The following is a 20,900-nucleotide window of genomic DNA, read 5'->3' as shown; positions in this document are numbered from 1 at the left end:
TCGGAGTCGACATCGACTCACTCCGTTCGCCGAATTCCCTGCTCGAGGCGTCTTTTCAGCGAACGCGACTCACCGCACCCGCAGAAAGCCGCCGCGTCATGCCTGACAGAAATCTGATCGAGGCCGTCGAAGAGGTCTTCCGCATGGAACGTCCGGTCAACGCCATTCCCGCCGAGGCGATTCCGGCGCTGTGCGCGCAACTTGCAGCGCATCGCGATGTTCTCCGCCGGGCGGGGCATCAGGACGGGGCGGATCGGGCGGAAGCGGTTCTCGAAGAACTCGCACAGCTGTATTCCGCGAAAAGCTGACTAGGACTTGATTTTCGACGCGTCCGCGTACGACTCGTCGGTATTCTGCGTCCCCGCGCGTGGGCGCATGCGTAGCGGGACGACCACCCACATCGACACGAAGGCCACGACTGCGACGCCCCCGCCGACGGCCGCAGCCGCGCCTCCCATGACGACTTCGGAGACGAGCACGACGACGCCGGTCATCGCGAGTCCGAGGAAAACGAGACCGGCGACCGCGGATCGGTGTGCTGCGGCGACCAATTGTGCGACGGCACGTCGCCGAAACAGCAATCGGTGCATCGCCACTGGCGCCACCAACAGAATGGTGGCCGCGACGGCCGACACCACCGTCAGCATGAACACCGTTTTGCCGTAATCGGGAAGTCGATGGAATCTTTCCTGGAACGGAAGAATCAACAGGAAGCCGGTCAACAACTGCACACCGGTCTGTACGACGCGCAGTTCTTGCAACAGCGATATCCAGTTGCGATCGAGGGTCTGAACTGGGGTTTCGCCACGATTCTCGCGGTTGTAGGCGCCGTGGAATTCCGAAGGTCCGGTATCTTCTTCCCGCGTGCTGGACATTCCGAACATTGTTCCTCCAATGCGTCGGCAGCAGAATTCCGCCGAGCAGTCGCTGCGCCCAGGGGCGAACAGGTTACCCGCTCAGGACCGTCTCACACCCCGGGGCGGGGGTATCGCCCACGAAAGAGTCAGAAATAGGTTCCGTGCAATGCGTCGACGGCGTCGTTCGTCGTCGTCACGGTGGTCGTGGCCAGTGGGCGATGACCGACGGACTCCGTCGGCGACAGCAGCGCCGCCGTGATGGCCTGTGCCAACGTGTCGTGACAGTCGACAGTGCCCGCGAGGCTGACGATGGTGCCCCGCACCGAGTACCGGCAGGCGACGGTGATGCAGGATCGGCTGTGGCTCAACCGAACCGACGCCTTGGCTAGAGTGGACGCAGCCCGCGGCGTGATGTGTTCGACGTCCATCAGATCGATCACGATCGGGCGACCGGAAGTGAGGGCGTCGTCGACGCACTGTTCGAACTCGCGCGTCGACGCCGGATCGAATCCACCGCACACGCGGACGACGACGGGCCCGCCCGCCGGCTCGTCCACCGACATCGCAAACACGTTCGCGTCCAAGACGATCGGTGTGCAGAACGACATTCGTATGGACGCAGGTGCAGTATGCACCGAGTCGAGTAGCGTCATCGATACCCTCCGTGCCTCGTCGGACGGCGGCATGCTGAAACGGATTTTCGCAGCACACCGCAGTCCGGTTCGTTCGACTACGGGCTACTCCTCAACCACGTTGACCAGATATTACGGGCGAAGTCCGACGGATGTCGGAGAACTCGTCGGTAATCTCGGGTGGCCACGGAACGGAGGGCGCCGCTGTGCAGCCGTCTACGCCGTGACGAACCGACGCATGATCGTGTGCGCTGCCTGGACGACCGTCGTGCGGTCGTACGTCTGCACGAAGTCGAACGTGCGCTCGAGGTCGGGTCCGTTGTCGTGGCGGTCCCTGGCGGACAACAGTGCGGAATAGTGCGGCCCGAGGACGACGACGGCCCACTCGTTGACGAGGTCGTCATCCTCGTCGAGGGGTGCGTGCTGAATGCGTCCGTCGAGCATGTGCGACAGACCCACGCCGTAGACGCCGGCGAAACCGATGGATTCGGACATGTGACGCCACCGCATCGCGGTCGTCGGGGTGAAGTGCTTGGCCCGCTGGAAGGTTCCGAGGACCAGCATCGACGACCCCATCGCGACGGCCTGGGACTCGAGGGTCTTGCTCATCTGCACGAGGAGGCGCTTGGTTCCGCGACGCGACTCCGCGTGCGTGCTGACGATGCCGTACGGCGTGCCCACGTCGGATGCCGGAGTGCTCCACACCGGAGAGTTCGGAATGGGGACGACGTTCTCTCGCAGCAACGTGTCCGGATTCGCGAGTGGCGGATAGAGAGCGCCGAGGCCGTAGGTCGCCCCGATGGTCTGTGCCGACAGACGGGCGGCCTCGCTGTCGATGCCCTCGGCGATGACGACCGCGTTCGTACGCTCGACGTAGGCGGCCAACGCGTGCGCCAGGGATCCGATCTCGAAGTCGATGGTCCGTGTGATGAATTCTCGCGCCGTGATGACGATGTCCGGCTCGATGAGCGACAGCAGCGTCGCGGCGTGCAGTTCGGCGCCTACGCCGTCGAGAGCGATCAGACGACCGTGCGACCGGGCGGTCTGCACCCGCCCGAGGGCTTCGTGGGGGTTGTTCATGATGTCCGCGACGTTCACGGTCACGATCAGTCGTTCGGGGCTGTCCGACGCGGGAGCCTCCAGCGCGACCCGAGACTGAGAGTCGACCGTCACGAGTAGGGGGAGAGTCCCGGCGATCGACGCCGCGACCTCGCTGCGGGAGAACTCGAACTTGCGGTCGTCGTACTCGGCCCTTTGGTCCATCATCTGCGCTGCCCGGCGCAGGGCATCGGCAGATTCGAGAGCAGACCCACGCGGACCGCTGAGCTGCAGTTCGACAGCAGCCAACGCGGCATCGTCGAGCCGCCGCACCGGCGCGAACTGCATGGATACCTCCAGCCCGAGCAACGTGGGCGATTCGGGACTGGTGTGCACAGCAGCGTGTTCAGAAGCAGAAGTCATGCAGAATGAGCCTCCAGCGTCGGAGTGTCGTCGCACGCGGGCGACGGACGACCGATTGGAGGCTCATCCGGCATGAATCTGCAAGCAGGTCGTCGGCGCGTATGCGGCGATTGTCAGCGCCGGCTGCTCGACGCGGACTCGATCCTACTGGTCTTTCCTATTCGTCGACTACCAAGTCTCCGCCGCCGAGGACGTCGAGGATCATGCGCACCGGGCGAGTCGGCGCGAACACGCTCACCGTGCCATCGTTGATGCGGGCGTTGTCGATGATCGCGTTGGCTACGCCGGAGTACATGAACGACACCTCGGACAGATCGACGCGAACGTGCGCGTGCTCGTTTGCCATCCGATCGAGGGTCTCGACGAACTCGACACGAGCGGACATGTCGAGCTCACCGGAGGCGCGGAGGACCGCGTAGTCGGCGGAGTAGGACTCCGAGTCGAGCGAGTAGCGAGTTGTGTGAGCCGGCGGTTCCTGGTCTGCGATGTGCGCAATGAAGTCGGCCACGGGTTCTGTAACGGTCATGTTGCATTCCCCTTAGTCTTCACAAATGGAATATCGGGGCGCACCGGCTTCTTCAGTGCTTCTACGTCTGTGAATACCTTCTCAGCCTCAGGTTGCGGGAAGGGTTGTCAGAAGGTCACGGATTGATCACGAACATCACGGGAAGGTAACGACCGTCGGGCGAGCCGCCTGAATCCGCGGGCGCCGAGCACGAGAATTCCGACGGCAGCAGTCACGGCGACCGCTTCGTGGATGGACAGCGCCACCGTCGCCGTGACGAACAACGCGATCGCTCCGAGCGCGTCGAGAAGCAGCCGCACGGACGCGAGGTCCAGCAGAATCGGCTGCTCTACGACCGCAGGAGCGGTCGACTCCTGCTGAGTCGCGAGAGGTGGCGTGGCGCTGGTCGTCAAAACAAAAGCCCCCGGGTCGACGCGGACATGATCCGCTGCGTCATACCCCGGGGGCTTCTGGGTCAATCCTGGTCGAGACTCGGCTACTTCAGATCGAACCGATCGTTGTTCGCTACCTCGACCCATGCCGCGACGAAGTCGTCGACGAACTTACGACCGTTGTCGGCCTGCGCGTACACCTCCGAGATCGCACGCAGCTGCGAGTGCGAACCGAAGATCAGGTCGAGCCCGGTGGCCGTCCAGCGCTGCTCACCCGTCGCCCGAGTCTTGCCGACGTACTCGTCGTCGCCGGTCTTGGTCCACTCGGTGTCCGAGTCGAGCAGGTTGACGAAGAAGTCGTTCGTCAGCACGCCCGGACGGTCGGTGAACACACCGTGCTTCGTGCCTCCATGGTTCGCGCCCAGGGCACGCAGACCGCCGACGAGCACGGCCGCCTGAGGCGCGGTCAGATCGAGCATGTACGCGCGATCGAGGAACAGCACCTGAGCAGGCGTCTCCTCGCCTTCCTTGAAGAAGTTGCGGAAGCCGTCGGCGCGAGGCTCCAACACCGCGAAGGAATCGACGTCGGTGTTCTCCTGCGACGCGTCGGTGCGCCCCGGGGTGAACGGAACGGTCACCTCGTGGCCCGCGTCGCGTGCAGCCTTCTCGATGGCCGCAGCACCCGCCAGGACGATGATGTCGGCAAGTGACACCTGCGTACTGCCGTCGCCGCTGCCGTTGAAATTCTTCTGCACCTGCTCGAGTGCGCTCAGAACTTCGGCCAGGACCGCGGGTTCGTTGGCCTCCCAGTTCTTCTGCGGCTCGAGACGGATGCGTGCACCGTTGGCGCCGCCGCGGAAGTCCGTCTTGCGGAAGCTCGCGGCCGAAGACCACGCGACGCCGACGAGCTGTTGTACGGACAGGCCGGTTTCGAGAATCTTCGCCTTGAGCGACGCGATATCGGCGTCGTCGATCAGCGTCGACGGCCGAGCCGGAACCGGGTCCTGCCACAGCTGCGGTTCGGGAACCCACGGGCCCAGGTAACGCTCGATCGGTCCCATGTCGCGGTGCAGCAGCTTGTACCAGGCCTTTGCGAACGCCTCGGACAGCTCTTCGGGGTGATCGAGCCAGCGCCGGGTGATCTCGGCGTAGATCGGATCCTCGCGCAATGCGACGTCGGTGACGAGCATCGTCGGTGCGCGTCCCGGTCCGCCGAACGGATCGGGGATCTCGCCTGCGCCCGCGCCGTCCTTGGCGACGAACTGCCACGCGCCCGCGGGGCTCTTCTGCAGCTCCCACTCGTAGCCGTAGAGATTCTCGAGGAAGCCGTTGCCCCACTGCGTCGGCGTCTTGGTCCAGACGACCTCGAGGCCACTGGTGACCTGATCCTCGCCCTTGCCGGTACCGTAGCCGTTCTTCCAGCCGAGGCCCTGCTGCTCGACGGGCGCACCCTCGGGCTCGGGGCCGATCTTGTCCGCAGGACGCGCACCGTGCGTCTTGCCGAAGCTGTGACCACCGACGATGAGCGCGGCGGTTTCCTCGTCGTTCATCGCCATACGGCCGAACGTCTCACGAATGTCGTGCGCCGCGGCGACCGGATCCGGTTCGCCCTCCGGCCCTTCGGGATTGACGTAGATCAGGCCCATCGTCGTCGCACCGAGGGGCTTGGCGAGTTCACGCTCACCCGAGTACCGCTTGTCGGTGCCGAGCCACGTGTCCTCGGGTCCGTAGAAGACTTCCTCCGGCTCCCAGATGTCCTCGCGGCCGAAGGCGAAACCGAACGTCTGGAATCCCATGGCATCCAGAGCGACGTTGCCGGCGAAGACCAGCAGGTCGGCCCACGAGATCTTGTTGCCGTGCTTCTGCTTGACCGGCCACAGGAGGCGGCGCGCCTTGTCGAGGTTCGCATTGTCCGGCCAGCTGTTCAGCGGTGCGAAGCGCTGTGCGCCCTGCCCCCCGCCGCCACGGCCGTCGTAGATGCGGTAGGTGCCTGCGGCGTGCCAGCTCATGCGGATGAACAGGCCGCCGTAGTTGCCGTAGTCCGCGGGCCACCAGTCCTTGGAGTCGGTGAGTACCGCGGTGACGTCGGCCTTCAGCTCGTCGACGTCGAGCTTCGCGAATTCGGCCTTGTAGTCGAAGGATTCGCCGAGAGGGGTGGACTTGGAGGTGTGTGCATGAAGGATCGACAGGTCGATCTGCTCCGGCCACCAGTCCTTGTTGGTCAGCGGCCTGTCGCCCTTCGGCTTGGGCGACTCGATGACCGGATTTTCGCTTTCACTGGTGCTCTGCGTTCCCGTGTCCGGGTTCGGCGGGCGGCTATCGGAGGTCACTGCATTCCTTTCGACGGTGGGCTGGTCGATCTGGAACGATCACGGGTGTGATCGAGTTTCGGTGGGTGCGGCGCACTTCGGGCACGTTCCCCAGAAGATGACCTCGGCTTCGTCGAGCGCGAAACCGTGGTCGTCCGACGCCGTCAGACACGGGGTCTCGCCCGTCGCGCACTCCGCGTCGGCGATGAGACCGCAAGTGCGACACACGATGTGGTGATGATTGTCGCCGATGCGCGACTCGTACCGTGCACGGTGTCCTGCAGGCTGGATCCGACGCAGCAGACCGGCCGTCGACAACGCGTCGAGCACGTCGTAGACGGCTTGACGCGAGGTGTTCGGCACGACGCTCGCGATGGTCTCGGTGTCGGCGTGCGGGTTGGCGCGGACGGCATCCATGACGGCGATGCGCGGCTGCGTGACGCGAAGTCCCGCGGCGCGGAGCCGGGCCGCAGTGTCGGATGCCGAAGCCATGCCCCCAACACTAGGAGGGATCGGCGGATCGCGCGAGGGTTTTCTGGATTTGATCCAAACAGGCGGCTGCGCCGCATGTGCACGGAAATACATAGTGGGCTACGTATTCCCGTGCACGTGCGGCGGAGCCGCCAGAGTTCTGCTCGAGCTGATTCGAATTCGGCGCTGGGAGGGCGCGCCGTCGCGGCCTCGCCCGTTTCCGCTGGTACGCGAGCACACGGCTCGGCTGGGCGTGGAGTTCGACCAGTCGACCATTTCCCTGAAGTCGGGCGTGAATGCGAAACGGCCGGTATCGTCGCCGACGACACACGGGGGTGTCGACGGTTTCACTGTGTCCTCTTGAAAGCCCGCTGCCCGAAGGAGTTTCGTGAACCTCTGGAATTACCTTCAGGGGCGAGGCGAGTTTCTCGCGTTTCTGACGTACCAACATGCATCGCTCGCTTTCCAGACGGTGCTCGTCGGTACCCTCGTCGCCATCGCGACAGCCGTTGCGGTGCATCGGCTTCCGTTGTTCTCCTCGCTGACCCTGACCAGCAGCCGCGTCGCGTTGACGATCCCGTCCCTTGCCCTCCTGGCGCTGCTCATCGTGCCGTTCGGGCTCGGCGTGGTGCCGTCGTTCATCATGCTGGCGTTCTTCGCGGCCATGCCGGTGATCGGCAACGCGATCGTCGGACTCCGCGGTGTGCCCGACACGGTGATCGAGTCCGCCCAGGGAATCGGACTCTCGCGTGTCCGCATCCTCTTCTCGGTGTCGCTGCCGATGGCGTGGCCGGTCATACTCACCGGAATCAGGGTGTCGACGCAGATGGTGGTCGGTGTCGCCGCAATCGTCGCGTACGTCCTCGGCCCCGGTCTCGGCTCGCTGATCTTCAACGGTCTGTCCCGGCTCGGCGGAACCAATTCCGTCGAGATGGCCTTCACCGGAACGGTTCTCATCGTCGTCATCGCCCTGGTGTTCGACGCGCTGCTCGTCCTCCTCGGGCGCCTCACCATCTCGAAGGGATTGTCATGACCGACACCGAACGGACCGTCACCGGTGCCTCGATTCGGCTCGACGGCGTCGTCAAGCAGTACCGCGGCCAGGCCAAGCCCGCCGTGCAGAAGATCGACCTCGAGATCGAGGCAGGCCACATCGTCGCGTTCGTCGGACCGTCCGGCTGCGGCAAGACGACGACGTTGAAGATGATCAACCGTCTGATCGAACCGACCGAGGGCCGGCTGTTCATCGGCGACCGCGACGTCACGGGAGAAGACCCCGACAAGCTGCGCCAGTCGATCGGCTACGTCATCCAGGCAGGCGGGTTGTTTCCGCACTGGTCGGTGTCCAAGAACATCGGCGCGATACCGCGTGTTCTCGGGTGGGACAAGAAGCGGATCGCCGAACGCACGGAATGTCTGCTCGACCTCGTCGGGCTCGACGCGGACACCTTCCGCGACCGGCTGCCGAAGGACATGTCCGGCGGCCAGCAGCAACGCGTCGGCGTCGCACGTGCTCTTGCCGCTGACCCGCCGGTCCTACTCATGGACGAGCCGTTCAGCGCCGTCGACCCGATCACGCGAGTTCGGTTGCAGGACAGCCTCATCGCAATCCAGCACGAGGTCGCCAAGACCATCGTCATCGTCACCCATGACTTCGAGGAAGCAACCAAGCTGGGCGACAAAGTGCTGATCCTGTCCGAAGGCGGCAAGATCGAGCAGTACGCGTCGCCCGAGGAGATTCTCGCGCGTCCCGCCACTCCGTTCGTCGAGGAGTTCATCGGCTCGGGTGCCACGCTCGCGCATCTCACGCTTTCGAGGGTCAAGGACGTCGACCACGAACCGGTCGTGACGGCACGCGTCGGCGACGACTCGCACGAGGTCATCGCCCGTGCGAAAGCCGCAGGGGTCACGTGGATCGTCGTCGTCGACGCCGACGGCCGCCCCCGGTCGTGGCCGTCGCTCGACGAGGTGGCGACGAAGGACCGAATCTCGGATTACGTCGACAACCGTCTCCCGACGGTGGCGCCGTCGTCGACACTGAACGACGCCCTCGACACCATGTTGGCGGCCAGCCAGGGCGGCGTCCTCGTCACCGACGGCCGCGGCGCGGTGACCGGGTCTCTCACGATCGCCACGGTCATGGCCGTCATCCGCGGTCAGCTGTCGGACGCCCGCGAGGGCGACGGCCACGTCTCGTACACCGCGCACGGCGAAAGTCCTTCCGCATGAACCGGTTGCGGCGAACACCGATGGACGTGTGGTTCGAACCGTTGCTCATCGTGATCCTCGGCATCGGCTACTTCTCCTGGTATGCGACGACGACGCTGACGCCGACGGAAGAGGCGTCACTCGGATGGACGAACCTGCAGAACACCATCTTCGACCACATCAAGCTGACGTTGACGGCCACGATCATCGTCATCGCGATCGCCATTCCGCTCGGCATCCTGTTGACGCGGGAGAAGGCGAAGCCGTTCAAGCCCTTCGTCATCAACTTCGCGAACGTCGGCCAGGCGGCGCCCGCAGTCGGTTTGATCGTGCTGCTGACGATGTGGCTCGGCACCGGATTCCGTACTGCCGTGGTCGGTCTCGTCGTCTATGCGATCCTGCCGATTCTGCAGAACACGATCACCGGCATCGATCAGGTCGACAAGCGGACCATCGAAGCGGCCCGCGGCATCGGATTCTCCGGCGTCCGCACGCTTGCACAGGTCGAGCTGCCGCTCGCAGTTCCGGTGATCCTCAACGGAGTGCGCACCGCACTGGTCATTCTCGTCGGTACCGCGACGCTCAGTACGTTCATCGGCGCCACGAGCCTCGGCACACTCATCACGACCGGAGTGACGCTGTTCCTGCCGAAACTGCTGATCTCCGGCGCCGTTCTGGTGGCACTGCTGGCCTTGATCATCGACTGGCTCGGGCGACTCGTCGAGCTCGTCGCAACCCCGCGAGGAGTGGCATGAGAGGCAGAGCAGCACTCGGAGCCGCATTGATTGCGGCACTCACGTCGGGATGCGGGCTCGTGAGCTCGTCCGGCACGTTCGAGAGCACGACGCTCACCGACGACGCGGCGCCGCTCGACGGCGCATCGTTGGTGGTGACGTCCAAGAGCTTCACCGAGGGCGTGCTTCTCGGCAAGATCACCGCGACCTACCTGGCCGCGGCGGGTGCGAACGTCACCGACCTCACCGGAGCACCGGGATCCGCGTCGTCGCGCCAGGCGCAGTTGAACGGCGACGCGGACATCCTGTGGGAGTACACCGGAACCGGATGGGTCAACTATCACGGCGAGACCGAGACGATCTCGGACCCCGACGAGCTGTGGCAGCGCGTCCACGACATCGAGAAGCAGGACTACGACCTCGAATGGCTGCCGCCCGCCAATTTCAACGACACGTATGCGTTCGCTGCGTCGGCCGGCACCGCCGAAAGGCTCGGTGTCACGTCGCTGTCCGACGTCGCACAGCTCCCGGTCGGTGACAGGACGTTCTGCGTCGACGACGAATTCTTCAGCCGTGCAGACGGATTCGTGCCGATGCTCGAGACGTACGGAATTCCGCTGAACGCGCCCGACGGGGTGCCGTCGGACCAGGTGACACGCATGGATGCCGGCGTCGCCTACACCTCGACGGCGCAGAGCGCACCGTGCAACTTCGGCATGGTCTACACCACCGACGGGCGCGTGAAGAATCTGAACCTCACCGTGCTCGACGACGACCGAAAGTTCTTCCTGCCCTACAGCGGAACGGCCGTCGTGCGGGGTGCGGTTCTCGAGCAGCATCCCGAGATCGCCGACCTGATGGCCGTCGTCTCCGAGCGCTTGAACGACGACCTGATGCAGGAACTCAACGGGCGCGTCGACATCGACGGTGAAGATCCTTCTGACGTCGCCTACGACTGGCTGCGAAGCGAAGGCCTCGTGAACTGATTCGGCCGAGGGTGGGCGCGGACAGAGGGCTTGAATGAACCGTTCAAGCCATCTGTTCGTATGGATGAACCACTCAAGCGGTGCCGACGGCTAGCCTGCGCTTCCGGTGGACGGCAGCCCGGGGGTCAGCGGGAAACCAGGTGAGCAGATGGTCTGCTCACACAGCTGATCGAACGGCTGAGTACCGAAATTCGGCACGGCATCGGGATTGACGAACGTGACTCCGTCCGGCGACGTGCACGACACCGCACCGCACGTGGTGCCGAGCGGAAACCCGCGCGAATCGACGGGATTCGGCGGGGGCATCGACGGTTCGGGCGGTGCAGGGGACGGCGTCGTGATGCCGTTGTCGACGGGCGGTGCAGGAACGTACTCCGTCGTCGCCACAGGCGGGATCGCGGGAACGTCGTAGTCGACGGACGGAACCGGCTCTGCCGTCGCGACGACGCTGGGCGGGATCAGCGGGGGAGGCGTCGTCGGCGCAGGGGTCGGCGTGGACGACGCGACCGTCGTGGGTGATGTGGTCTCCACGACCGGCGTCGGTTCGGCGACGTCACGTGCACCGGCCGTACACGCCGTGACGCCGTACAGCGACGCGCCTGCCAGCAGAATCATGGCCGACGACCGGAGCCGGCGACGCGCGAGCGGTACGCGTCCGGTTCGATACGGCATGAGTCCTCCGGAGCACCCGAGGTGCCGTGTGTCGTCGTCGATGGTCGAGTAGTTCATCTGATCGTGACCTTAGTTCATTACAAAACCATCGGTTCGCTGCTGCGGGCGGCGCGTCGAACTCGATCCATTTCGACCCGCACGTCGCCGGTCCGATGTTCAATGAAGTGTTCGGTACCTGTCGACATGGGAGCCTGCGTGACTGGAAACGGGGATGGCGACGGTTTCCCGGTCGCCGCCGTTCTCGGTACGTATCGCAGCCTCCGGATCGGCGTCGTGATTCTGGTGCTGATGCTCTTCGTCTCGGTCTTCATCCAGGTCGCGTCCGCCGGATGGTGTCTCCAATCATCCATCAGCGCCTACTTTTTCACCGACGTGCACACTGTCTTCATCGCTGTGCTGTGTGCCCTCGGCACGTTGCTGCTCGTCTACAAGGGCAGTTCGGATACCGAAGACGTCCTGTACGACTTCGCCGGCTTGTGGGCGTTCGTCGTTGCCACCGTTCCGACTGGATGGCCGACCAACCTCGGTCCCGACGGCGGCGGCCGGATGCGAGGCCTGTGCGGTGGGCCGGGTTTGCCGCTCGACTACAACGCAGGTCATGCGATCGGCAACAACGTATCGAGCGTCGTCGTCGGTGCTCTCCTCGTTCTCGTGGCGTCGGTGTCGTTCGCGTCCGGCGCGTTCGGGGCGTCGTGGACGCCGGTCGGCACGCTCGCACGGATCGTCGGCGGGATCGTCACGGCGGTGCTGGCGTACACGTTCGTGTTCACGCCGCACTGGTTCGAGCGGCACGGCCACAGCCTCGCTGCGGTGGCGATGTTCGCGTTCGTGATTCTTGCGATCTGGGCGAATGCCGTTCTCTCCGAATCGGATCGGTACGTCCTCGCGTATCGGATCGTCGGAATCGTCATGCTGGCCACGTTGATCGCCGTTCTCGTGTTGTCGGCGACGGTGGAGTGGACGTTGTTCGTGCTCGTCGCCGAAGCTGCGCTGATACTGGAATTCGCCGCGTTCTGGGCTATCCAGACCGCGGAGCTGTGGAACACCGTCTGTCGCCCGTCCGGGCATCGGGAACTGATCTGACGCGAGCCAAGTGCGCGTTTTTCGGGGATTCGAACGGTTTACGGATCGTTTCGAGCGTGATGGCCCGCGGAATGTCGCGTCGGACCGGTCGTGTGGTGCAAGAATTCGTCGAATCGGTAGCGCGGCGTTCGCCGAAAGGCATTCATTCGATGAAATAAATCGATTCATCGATGATTGTCGATACCGACGCGGCTCGAATTCCATCTCGGTTTGACAACGATCGAACGACAGTGTGTCATTCCCTTGGATGACAGAATCGGCGTCGAAATGCCGTGTCGAGTCGTTCGAATCAGAGGTCGAGCCGTCCGGCCGTATCAGCGCCGTGTGGGCAGCTCGCTCATCTGTGCATGCAGGTTACACAAAGCGCACTTCGTCGGGGAGTTGCAGTGACACAACGAATTACGGGCACACATGTGTGCCGAGCAGATGTCCTTCATATTTCGGAGGCATACGGAGGCGGGGTTCAATCCGCCATTTCTCGCTACATCGAGAATTCTCCGTCGCTCGTTCACCAGGTTCTGGTGCGAACGCGGTCCGAACACGACATCGCAGAGCCGTGCGGTGCCGAATCAATCAGTTACAACGGGTCTTTGGCCGGTTTCATCCGGGCGGCACGAGCGCATATCCTCCGCACGAAACCGAATGCAATTCATCTGCATTCCAGTTTCGCCGGATTGTTGCGTCTGTTCGATTTCGGACCGGACATCAAGGTCGTCTACACCCCGCACGCGTACGCATTTCTGCGTCGTGACAGCTCCGGCGCCGCACGGTCGGCCTACCGCGCGATCGAGACGGTGCTGAGCAGACGAGCGCAGACGATCGCAGCGATCAGCCCGTTCGAGGCCGCGTCCGCAGCGCGCATGGCAGGCCCGTCCACCGAGGTCACCTACCTGCCCAACGTCGTACCCGACGCCGCACTCGTGCCGCCGTCCGACCACGGTCCCGACGGCAGGCCCGAGGTCGTCATGGCAGGGCGGATCTCGGCGCAGAAGGATCCGCTGTTCTTCGCCGAAGTAGCCCGTGCGTCGCACAGCAACGTGCGCTGGACGTGGGTCGGCGACGGTGACGCCGACATGCGTGAGGTGCTCGAACAGGCAGGCGTCGTCATCACCGGGTGGGTGCCGTCCGACCTGGTCAAGAAGCACATCGCGGCCGCCGATCTGTACCTGCATTCCGCCGAGTGGGAGGGTGCGCCGATCACCCTGCTCGAAGCTGCGGCCGTCGGGACACCGATTCTGGCGCGCGGCATCGACGCCCTCGAAGGGCTCGGATTCCCGCTGACGCGAAACTGCCCTCGTGCCGCTGCCGACGCCGTCGACCGATTCTTCTCCGACGGGGCCTACCGGCACCGCGCGCAGAGGGAGACGAGGGAATCGGTGGCCGTTCATTCGCCCGCGGTCCAGTCGCTCGCACTCGACACTCTGTATCGGAGGGCAGGGTGAGGGTGCTGATGCCGGGACGCATCCTGGAGCGGCACGTGGGAGGCAACACGACCTACGCACGGGAACTGGCGGACGGCCTACGCGCGAGGGGTACGGCCGTCGAGTCGATGCGGTTCCACGGTTCGGCACCGATGACCATGCTCTCCGAAACCGTGCAGGGCCTCAGGCGTACGGACGCAGTGCTGCACTACGTCGCCGACACGGGCCCTCTGCTGCGGACGAGAACGCCGTCCGTCGTCACGGTGCACGGCATCGCCAGCCGATGGATCGACGGCGTCCGAAGCGGTGCCCAGGAGAAGATCTGGCGCACACGCGTCGCACGTGCGGTGGCGAGTACCGACGCCGTCGTCACGGTGTCGGCGTCGAGTGCCGAGGACATCGCCGAGGTGTTCGGTGTCGACCTCGCGACCATCCACGTGGTGCCGCACGGAATCGACGCCGACGCGTTCGCCGAACCGGTGTCGTTGTCCGACGATGTGCGTGGGCGGGTTCCCGACGAGTATCTGCTGTACGTCGGCAACATCGAACCGCGCAAGAACCTCGTCGCACTCGTCGAGGCAATGAGCCGTCCCGACGTGCGGGCGCTCGGGTTACCGCTCGTGATCGCCGGAAAGCCGGCGTGGAACTTCGACGCGTCCATGGACGCAATCTCGAAGAGTCCCGACGTGATTCACCTCGGATTCGTCTCGGACGACGACCGTCGTGCGCTGATGCAGCGGACGTCGCTGTTCGTGTTCCCGAGTCTCTACGAGGGATTCGGCTTCCCGGTGCTCGAGGCGATGGCCGCGGGGGCGCCGGTTCTCACGTCGAACCGAGGCGCGTTGCGTGACATCGCCGGTCCGGCAGGGGTTCTCGGTGACATCGACGCCGACGGGATCGCAGACGGGATCGTCCGCGCCGCCGAGGATTCGGAGTGGCGCGCCAGTGTGCCCGCTCGCGGACGTCTGTGGGCGTCGTCGTTCACGTGGGATGTGAGCGTGGATGCCCATCTTCGGGTGTACGAGAAGGCGGCGGCATCATGAAGGTCGTCGTGCTGCACGGATACAGCGCCGAGAACGCCGGTGACGGACTGCTCGTCGACGAGACGCTCGCGTTGGTGCGTGCAGCGTTCGGCGACGGCGTCGACGTCACGATCGCCGCGTCGCATCCCGAGACCTTCGCGGGAATCGATGCACGCGTGGTCGATTCGAGTCCGTCGCTCACCGGCTACGCTGGGCCGTATCGTCGACTGCTCCGCGAGCTCGACGACGCGGACCTCGTCGTCGCGGTGGGCGGTGGCTACCTGCGCGCCGGCTATGCCGTCGAAACGCTGAAAACCGCACTGGTGCACGGTCCGCAGCTGTGGGCGGCGAGCCGAACCTCCACACCGACGGTGTACCTTCCCCAGAGCGTCGGCCCGGCGAACTCCGCGGTGACCAGGCTGTTGGCGGGCCGTATGCGGAGGATCGACGCGTTCTACGTGCGGGACGATCGCAGTCTGGCGCAGTTCGCCGACGCCGGTGTGCGGCGGCTCAGCGATCTGGCCATTCTCGGCGCGGGCCACATCGAGCGCAGGGGGCTCGATGTGGATCCCGTGCCCGTCCTGACGGTGCGGGCCGTACGCGGGAAGGTCGGTCCGCTGGTGGTGGATCTCGCACACCAGGTGGGAGCGTTCGACGGGTACGTCCAGAGCGCGACCGCGGGCAACGACGACGTCGACGCCATGGCCTCGGTCGGTGCGCGAAAGATTCTGCCGCGCGGTGACTTTCTGGCCCCGCAGACGCCGAGAGTCGTCGTTGCGGTGCGTTTGCACGCCGCGTTGATGGCGCTGAAGGCCGGGCACTTCGTAGTTCATCTTGCCTACGAGCGCAAGGGTTTCGGTGCGTTCGCCGATCTCGGTCTCGATCGGTACGTGCACAACGTCAACAAGTTCGAGCCCGCGCGAGTGCTGCAGCAGGTGCGTGCCCTACTGGACGACGAGTCGGAGCGTCGGCGCTATGTCGCGGATGTGGACGAAGGGATGCGCCGCGCGATACCCGCACGGGACGAGTTGGTGCAGAACCTGCGCAGTCTCGTTCCTCACGTGGAGGCCACGCCGTGAGCACCGTGTACGTGTGCGCGCCGGGACGCACCGGGAACATAGCGTCGTCCATCGCGCGGCGCGGTTATCTCGACTATCTGCGTGAGCGCGGGCACCTCGTCGTGTGGACGGGCACGTCGTCGCCCGACTACGTCGCCGGACTCGGTCTGGACGCGAACGACGTTCGGACGGGCAGCTTTCGGGTGTGGCTCGGGCGGGCATTCGTCAGTGCACTGCGCGGGCCGACGCGCATCGCCGTCGACACCGGACGCGTCGAGGTCAGCGCGCGCCACTCGATGCACATGTGGATGCTGGCGATGTTGATGATCGTCGCGTTCCCGCGCGGCGGGCGCGGGATCTGGCGCGGCCGTGGCGTCGACGCGTCGTCGGCGAATCCGTTGGTACTGTTGCCGTATCGTCTCGTGGCCGCCCTCTGTCGCAGGCGGCATCCCCGTCCGGTGCCCGACTGGGCTTTTCGGCTCGGCACGCCCGTCGACCGATGGGAGACCGATCGGCCGTTCGCGGCAGTGGTGCTGCGTGGTGATCGCCCGAGGCCGTCGGATACCTGGATGGAGTGGTTCACCGCGACGACGTCGGCACTGGGGCTCGAGCCTGCGGTGCTCGTGCACTCCTCGGCCGACTATCTGACGTCGCAGCATCTGTCGCGGGCGCTCGGCGGGCAGTACCGTGCCTGGTTCGTCGAGAATCACGCCGACCAGGAACAGACGGTGCGCGACGTCTACGCGCGCAGTGCGCTCGTCGTCAGCGACCGGGTCCACGCCCTCGTCGCAGGCGCGACGGAAGGTGCCGTGCCGTTCGGATGGGTCGAGTCGTCGTCCGACACGGTCGGGCCGGTGTTCGACGCCGTCGGCATGCCGTGGGTCGGCCGGTGGGAAGGCGATGCCGCCGAACGGTTTCCGACGATCGACGCCGATCTGTTGGAGGAATGCCGCGCCACGATGACCGAGTCGGTCGAACGCTGCCGACGAGTGCTGGGCCGGCGGCAGTGACCTCGACTGAAGCGGGTGTGCGCAGTCTTGCGGTTCGGTTGCTCAAGGGCGGGTTGCCTGCCATCGCCGCGAGTGCCTTCGTGGCGTTCGTGCCGATCCTCGGATCCGCTTATCTGAGTGTCGACGACTACGCCGTGTGGGCTCTGGCAGCGACGTTGTCGACGATCTTCGTCGTGTTCGACTTCGGCACACCAACACTCGCGACCAAGCTCTCGGGCGGTGGCCACCTCGACTTTCGCACGTCGACGACGTTGTGCGGGTTGTCGGCTCTGCCTCCGATCGTGTTGGGAGCGTTGGCCATCGGGATCTGGCCTGCGTATTCGACTGCGGCCGGCCTGACCGCCGATCGTGGGTCGGTCTACACGCTGATCGCGCTCGTCTCGCTCGGCGGTGTGCTGCGCAGCATCGGCGTCGTCTACGGTGCTGCGGCGTTGGGGCGCAGCCATTTCTATCGCCGAACCGCGGTGCTGTTCTTCGGCGGATCCGTGCAATTGGTCGCGACTCTCGTCGCGCTGGAGTCCGGGGCAGGCATCGTCTCGCTCGGCATCGGAACCGTCGTGGCAGGCGGCGTGCAGGCGGTTCTCGGATTCGCGCTCGAAGGGGGCAGGCGCCGCAACGATGCTGCGCTGGCTGCCGATACGTCGGCATCGGTGCGGCAGACGATCGTACTGTTCATGAAGACTCGCGTCGTCGTCGCGATGCTCGGGCTGTCGATCACCCAACTCGACAGGTGGGCACTCGGTCTCGTCGGAGACGCGGAACTGCTCGCCCGCTACGACATCGTGACGCGATTCGTCATGATCCCGAAGATCGTGCTGATCGCGCTTGCCGCCGGACTTGTCGCCGACTCGTCCCGCTTGACGACGTCCGAGCAGGGCACCGCTCTGCTCGTTCGAGTCCGGAAACTCGTTCTGCTCGTGATGGTTCCGTTGATGATCGGGGCAGGCGTCGTGGCGTTCGTGGCCCAGCGCGTCGCGCTCGATCTGACGCCGTCGGTGACCGTCGTACTGCTCGTCGCGCTGGCACACGGCGCGAACTGCGCCACCATCGCGCCGGTGAACATCCTGACCGGCGCAGGCAGGCCCGACGTCGAGCTGCGCTACCTCGTGCCACTGGCGGCCGTCGTCGTACTCGGTTACGGCATCGGCATCACGACGGGCGCGGGGATGACGCTGATCACCGTCTGGGCTGCCGCCATGGTGGCGTTCTCACTGTGGTTCTGGGCGGTCTCCGGCCGCTACGTACGGGAGGTGTTCGCATGATCGATCATGTGCTGAGGGTCGTCGACCCGAACCGGTATCGCCGACGCGTTCTGCGGAACCTGATCGCGTCGGGACGCGTCGAGATGGGCGCGCACAGTTACGGAATCCCCGAAGTGCGCCTGTACGACAACGATCCGACGCGGCTGCGTATCGGTCGATACTGCTCGATCGCTGCGGGAGTGAACATCCTGCTCGGCGGCAACCATCCGACCGATCGGCTGACGACGTTCCCGATCCGTCACAAGTTGGGTCTGCCGGGAGCCGGAACCGATGGATACCCCTGCAGCAAGGGCGATGTCGTGATCGGCAACGACGTGTGGATCGGGTTCGGCGCCACCATCGTCTCGGGAGTTCACATCGGCGACGGCGCGATCGTCGCGGCGGGAAGCATCGTGGTGCGCAGCGTCGAACCGTACTCGATCGTCGCCGGTAATCCGGCAACATTGGTACGCAAACGATTCGACGACGACGTCATCGCGCGTCTGCGAGCGTTGCGCTGGTGGGATTGGGACGACGACCGAGTGGCGGACGGCGTCGCCGATCTCGCGGGGGAGGACCCGCTGGAAGCGTTGGCGCGGCTCGAGAAAGGTGCCGCTCGATGACACTCCCGGCGAGGCCGGTGATACCGGCGCAGGTGAGACGCAGTACTCGCGTTCGTACACCTGCACCTGCGGAGACCGTGCAGACGGAGCGACGCGGGAGGTGGAGCATTACGTTGCTGCTGCCTGCCGCGGCGATCGTCGTCGCGATACCGGTCGACTTCGTCACGGTCGGGTCGTTCTGGCGCTATCTCGGACTGGTCGGTCTGCTCGTCGGGTCGGCGGCCGCGGTGTGGGCGATCCGTCGCGCCGAGACGACGATCGTGGTGCCCGCGTTGCTGTTCGGCTTCCTCGTACTGACGTTCAACCAGGTGATGAACTTCAACCCGGTCGGATACGTGACGCTGCTCGCGCCCATCGTCGTCGGCGCCGGACTGGCGGTGGCGCTACGGCAGCCGCTGGTCGCCCTCGTCGTTCTGTCCGTCGCGCTGGCCGTGACGATGGGCGTCGAATATCTGGTGCAGCAGCACGTCTTCGGCGAGCTGTTCGGCGACCCGCACTACATCGCGTACTCCCGGGACACGTTCCGGTCCCGCGGGCTGATCGGACAGGCAGTACCCGCCGGAATGGTGGCGGTCGGTGTCGGTGCCGCGGCTCTGGTGCTGTCGTCGTCCACGCAGTCGAGGCGCACCGCGGTGCGATGGGTCGTCGTGCTGTCCACGGCGGTGTCGGTCTCGACCTCGGGAACCCGTTCAGCCGTTCTGTGTGCTGCAGCCGTGGCCGTGCTGACGGTCGCGACGGTCGCGACGACTGCGTATCGACGTCGGCAGGGGCAGCTGGCCGTCGGGTACCGGACGGCGTGGCTCGGGCCGCTGCTGCTGGCAGCTGCCGTCACTGTGGTGGTGCTGTACTGGTCGGCGCTGGCCGGCCAACGTGTCTTCGATTTCGGCGGCCTCACCGGATCCGCGTCACTCGACAATCGGAACTACGCCGCGATCGTGTTCGACGAATGGTCGGACACCTGCAGCGGCGCGTGCGTCGTGTTCGGTTCCGGTGCACGCAGTCTGCTCGACGCACTCGGCAGTGGACTCGGCATCCAGGGGTTCACGACCGTCGACAACCTGTTCCTCAGTCTGCTGTGGGATTTCGGCGTCGTCACCGTGCTCGGCATCGTCGCCCTCGCGGTCATCGCGATTCGCGCTCTGCTGCGGTCCGATTCGACGAGGGTCCGCGCCGGAGCCGTCCTGATCCTGGCGATCGTGCTGTCGGGCTTCTTCTACGACGCGCTCTACATCCGCCCGGTACTTCTGTTGTGCGGCTTCGGAATCGGCCTACTGGGATTCGACAAGAAGGACGTGAGCTCATGACACGCAGTACGACCGTGGACGTCGTCGTGGTCTGCTTCGAATCCGACCCCGACCTCCTCCGTGCGTGCACCGACTCGGTGCAGGCGTCGTATCGAGCATGCGGCGTCGACGGATCGATCCTGTTGGTGGACAACGCAAGTTCGACGCCCGTCGAGGACACGATCGACGCGTCGACCATGCGGGTGTTGCGGATGGACCGCAACGTCGGATTCGGCCGCGCCGTCAACCACGGCGTCGCCGCGTCGACCGCGGATTCGGTTCTGATGCTCAATCCGGACGCGGCCCTCGCGCCCGACGGGCTCGCCCGGTTCCTCGACGCGGCCGACCACCACCCACGATCGCTGGTGGGAGGATGGCTTCACCGTGACGGCCGGGTGCAATCCGACGCGTACATGCAGTGGAACTTCTCGATCTCGCGCAAGCGGAAGCGCGATCGGTTCGCTGCCGCTCTCGCCGAGGTCGACGCGGATGTCGTGGTGGTCGAAAAGGTTTGTGGCGGTGCGTTGTTCGCCGACCGCGCGCTGCTCGAAGAGCTCGGACCGTTCGATTCGCGGTTCTTCCTGTACGGCGAGGATGCGGACCTGTCGCGTCGGGCGTCGTCGCAGGGAATCGATCTCCTCGTCGCACGGCGAGCCGAGATTCAGCACATCGCCGCGTCGTCGCAGAAAACTCACGGCACCCTCGTCGAACGAGCACGCGCCGACGCCGCGATCCGGCTCACGTCGTATCACTGCAGCAGACTGACGAGCTACGTCCAGCGTATGGAGCTCGCTCTGGTCACGCTCGCCGGTGTGGTTGCCGGTGGGGCGTCGTCGGCGTCGCGACGCGCGCGGGTGGCGCGGCTCGGGCAGGTGTGGCGGTGGGGCCTCAAGCGAGATGCCCCACCGTTCACTCCGTGATGCGCAGCCGCA

Annotated in this window: 22 protein-coding genes; 14 read left to right on the top strand and 8 right to left on the bottom strand. The window is 65.4% G+C overall.

Going from position 1 to position 20,900, the window contains the following annotated elements:
- Positions 1-98: 98 nt before the first annotated feature.
- Positions 99-308, top strand: a complete 210-nt coding sequence (locus RhoFasB10_RS04325) for a hypothetical protein (protein WP_167675240.1) — start codon at positions 99-101, stop codon at positions 306-308.
- Here the strand turns inward: RhoFasB10_RS04325 and RhoFasB10_RS04320 are convergent, their stop codons facing one another.
- The 7 genes from RhoFasB10_RS04320 to RhoFasB10_RS04290 form a co-directional block, all read right to left on the bottom strand.
- Positions 309-875, bottom strand: a complete 567-nt coding sequence (locus RhoFasB10_RS04320) for a DUF6328 family protein (protein ID WP_068426241.1) — start codon at positions 873-875, stop codon at positions 309-311. It lies immediately after the preceding gene.
- A 128-nt stretch (positions 876-1,003) separates the two neighbouring features.
- Positions 1,004-1,420 carry a hypothetical protein gene (locus tag RhoFasB10_RS04315; protein ID WP_167675238.1) on the bottom strand — a complete coding sequence of 139 codons (417 nt, stop codon included), beginning with the start codon at positions 1,418-1,420 and terminating at the stop codon, positions 1,004-1,006.
- Positions 1,421-1,705: 285 nt separating this feature from the next.
- Complete coding sequence (locus RhoFasB10_RS04310) at positions 1,706-2,950, bottom strand: EAL domain-containing protein (protein ID WP_346764350.1); 1,245 nt, start codon at positions 2,948-2,950, stop codon at positions 1,706-1,708.
- A 157-nt stretch (positions 2,951-3,107) separates the two neighbouring features.
- Positions 3,108-3,476: an STAS domain-containing protein gene (locus RhoFasB10_RS04305; RefSeq protein WP_068425628.1), complete on the bottom strand. Its 369-nt coding sequence runs from the start codon at positions 3,474-3,476 to the stop codon at positions 3,108-3,110.
- Positions 3,477-3,583: 107 nt separating this feature from the next.
- Positions 3,584-3,868 (bottom strand): hypothetical protein, encoded by a 285-nt coding sequence (locus tag RhoFasB10_RS04300; protein ID WP_068425625.1) that lies wholly within the window; start codon positions 3,866-3,868, stop codon positions 3,584-3,586.
- 83 nt (positions 3,869-3,951) lie between these two features.
- Positions 3,952-6,177: a catalase/peroxidase HPI gene (gene katG / locus RhoFasB10_RS04295; protein ID WP_068425622.1), complete on the bottom strand. Its 2,226-nt coding sequence runs from the start codon at positions 6,175-6,177 to the stop codon at positions 3,952-3,954.
- 39 nt (positions 6,178-6,216) lie between these two features.
- Positions 6,217-6,648: a Fur family transcriptional regulator gene (locus RhoFasB10_RS04290; protein WP_068425618.1), complete on the bottom strand. Its 432-nt coding sequence runs from the start codon at positions 6,646-6,648 to the stop codon at positions 6,217-6,219.
- Positions 6,649-7,015: 367 nt separating this feature from the next.
- On the opposite strand from RhoFasB10_RS04290, the gene RhoFasB10_RS04285 reads away from it, so the two are divergent.
- From RhoFasB10_RS04285 to RhoFasB10_RS04270, 4 genes are read left to right on the top strand one after another with little or no spacing between them, the layout of a single operon-like run.
- Positions 7,016-7,660: an ABC transporter permease gene (locus RhoFasB10_RS04285; protein WP_068425612.1), complete on the top strand. Its 645-nt coding sequence runs from the start codon at positions 7,016-7,018 to the stop codon at positions 7,658-7,660.
- The gene (locus RhoFasB10_RS04280; protein WP_167675236.1) at positions 7,657-8,856 is read left to right on the top strand and encodes an ABC transporter ATP-binding protein; all 1,200 of its coding nucleotides are present in this window, start codon (positions 7,657-7,659) and stop codon (positions 8,854-8,856) included. Before RhoFasB10_RS04285 ends, RhoFasB10_RS04280 begins: the two co-directional genes overlap by 4 nt.
- Positions 8,853-9,590: an ABC transporter permease gene (locus tag RhoFasB10_RS04275; RefSeq protein WP_206030507.1), complete on the top strand. Its 738-nt coding sequence runs from the start codon at positions 8,853-8,855 to the stop codon at positions 9,588-9,590. Before RhoFasB10_RS04280 ends, RhoFasB10_RS04275 begins: the two co-directional genes overlap by 4 nt.
- Positions 9,587-10,555, top strand: a complete 969-nt coding sequence (locus RhoFasB10_RS04270; RefSeq protein WP_167675234.1) for a glycine betaine ABC transporter substrate-binding protein — start codon at positions 9,587-9,589, stop codon at positions 10,553-10,555. The genes RhoFasB10_RS04275 and RhoFasB10_RS04270 overlap by 4 nt, the downstream gene beginning before the upstream one ends.
- 90 nt (positions 10,556-10,645) lie before the next feature.
- Here RhoFasB10_RS04270 and RhoFasB10_RS04265 read toward each other — a convergent pair whose 3' ends face one another.
- Entirely contained in the window at positions 10,646-11,284 is a 639-nt protein-coding gene (locus RhoFasB10_RS04265) for a hypothetical protein (RefSeq protein ID WP_167675232.1), read from the bottom strand.
- Between the two features lie 138 nt (positions 11,285-11,422).
- Between RhoFasB10_RS04265 and RhoFasB10_RS04260 the strand changes: the two genes are divergently transcribed.
- The 9 genes from RhoFasB10_RS04260 (at position 11,423) to RhoFasB10_RS04220 (ending at position 20,888) form a co-directional block, all read left to right on the top strand.
- Entirely contained in the window at positions 11,423-12,310 is an 888-nt protein-coding gene (locus RhoFasB10_RS04260) for a hypothetical protein (protein ID WP_167675230.1), read from the top strand.
- A gap of 347 nt (positions 12,311-12,657) precedes the next feature.
- A complete protein-coding gene (locus RhoFasB10_RS04255) occupies positions 12,658-13,752 on the top strand; it encodes a glycosyltransferase (protein ID WP_206030506.1) in 1,095 nt (364 codons plus the stop codon).
- An 8-nt stretch (positions 13,753-13,760) separates the two neighbouring features.
- Positions 13,761-14,774: a glycosyltransferase family 1 protein gene (locus RhoFasB10_RS04250; protein WP_167675228.1), complete on the top strand. Its 1,014-nt coding sequence runs from the start codon at positions 13,761-13,763 to the stop codon at positions 14,772-14,774.
- Positions 14,771-15,832: a polysaccharide pyruvyl transferase family protein gene (locus RhoFasB10_RS04245; protein ID WP_167675226.1), complete on the top strand. Its 1,062-nt coding sequence runs from the start codon at positions 14,771-14,773 to the stop codon at positions 15,830-15,832. Before RhoFasB10_RS04250 ends, RhoFasB10_RS04245 begins: the two co-directional genes overlap by 4 nt.
- Positions 15,829-16,821, top strand: coding sequence for a hypothetical protein (locus RhoFasB10_RS04240; protein ID WP_167675224.1), 993 nt, complete (start codon positions 15,829-15,831; stop codon positions 16,819-16,821). The genes RhoFasB10_RS04245 and RhoFasB10_RS04240 overlap by 4 nt, the downstream gene beginning before the upstream one ends.
- Positions 16,818-18,083 (top strand): hypothetical protein, encoded by a 1,266-nt coding sequence (locus RhoFasB10_RS04235; protein WP_167675222.1) that lies wholly within the window; start codon positions 16,818-16,820, stop codon positions 18,081-18,083. The genes RhoFasB10_RS04240 and RhoFasB10_RS04235 overlap by 4 nt, the downstream gene beginning before the upstream one ends.
- Positions 18,080-18,685, top strand: coding sequence for a CatB-related O-acetyltransferase (locus RhoFasB10_RS04230; protein WP_068425587.1), 606 nt, complete (start codon positions 18,080-18,082; stop codon positions 18,683-18,685). Before RhoFasB10_RS04235 ends, RhoFasB10_RS04230 begins: the two co-directional genes overlap by 4 nt.
- Positions 18,682-19,989 (top strand): hypothetical protein, encoded by a 1,308-nt coding sequence (locus RhoFasB10_RS04225; RefSeq protein WP_167675220.1) that lies wholly within the window; start codon positions 18,682-18,684, stop codon positions 19,987-19,989. The genes RhoFasB10_RS04230 and RhoFasB10_RS04225 overlap by 4 nt, the downstream gene beginning before the upstream one ends.
- A complete protein-coding gene (locus tag RhoFasB10_RS04220; protein ID WP_167675218.1) occupies positions 19,986-20,888 on the top strand; it encodes a glycosyltransferase in 903 nt (300 codons plus the stop codon). Before RhoFasB10_RS04225 ends, RhoFasB10_RS04220 begins: the two co-directional genes overlap by 4 nt.
- Positions 20,889-20,900: the final 12 nt, after the last annotated feature.

Origin of the sequence: Rhodococcus sp. B10 (assembly GCF_011770055.1) — a bacterium.
Lineage (GTDB): Bacteria > Actinomycetota > Actinomycetes > Mycobacteriales > Mycobacteriaceae > Rhodococcoides > Rhodococcoides kyotonensis_B.
Note: the sequence above shows the minus strand (reverse complement) of the source record. Positions and strands in the feature narration are given on the sequence as shown.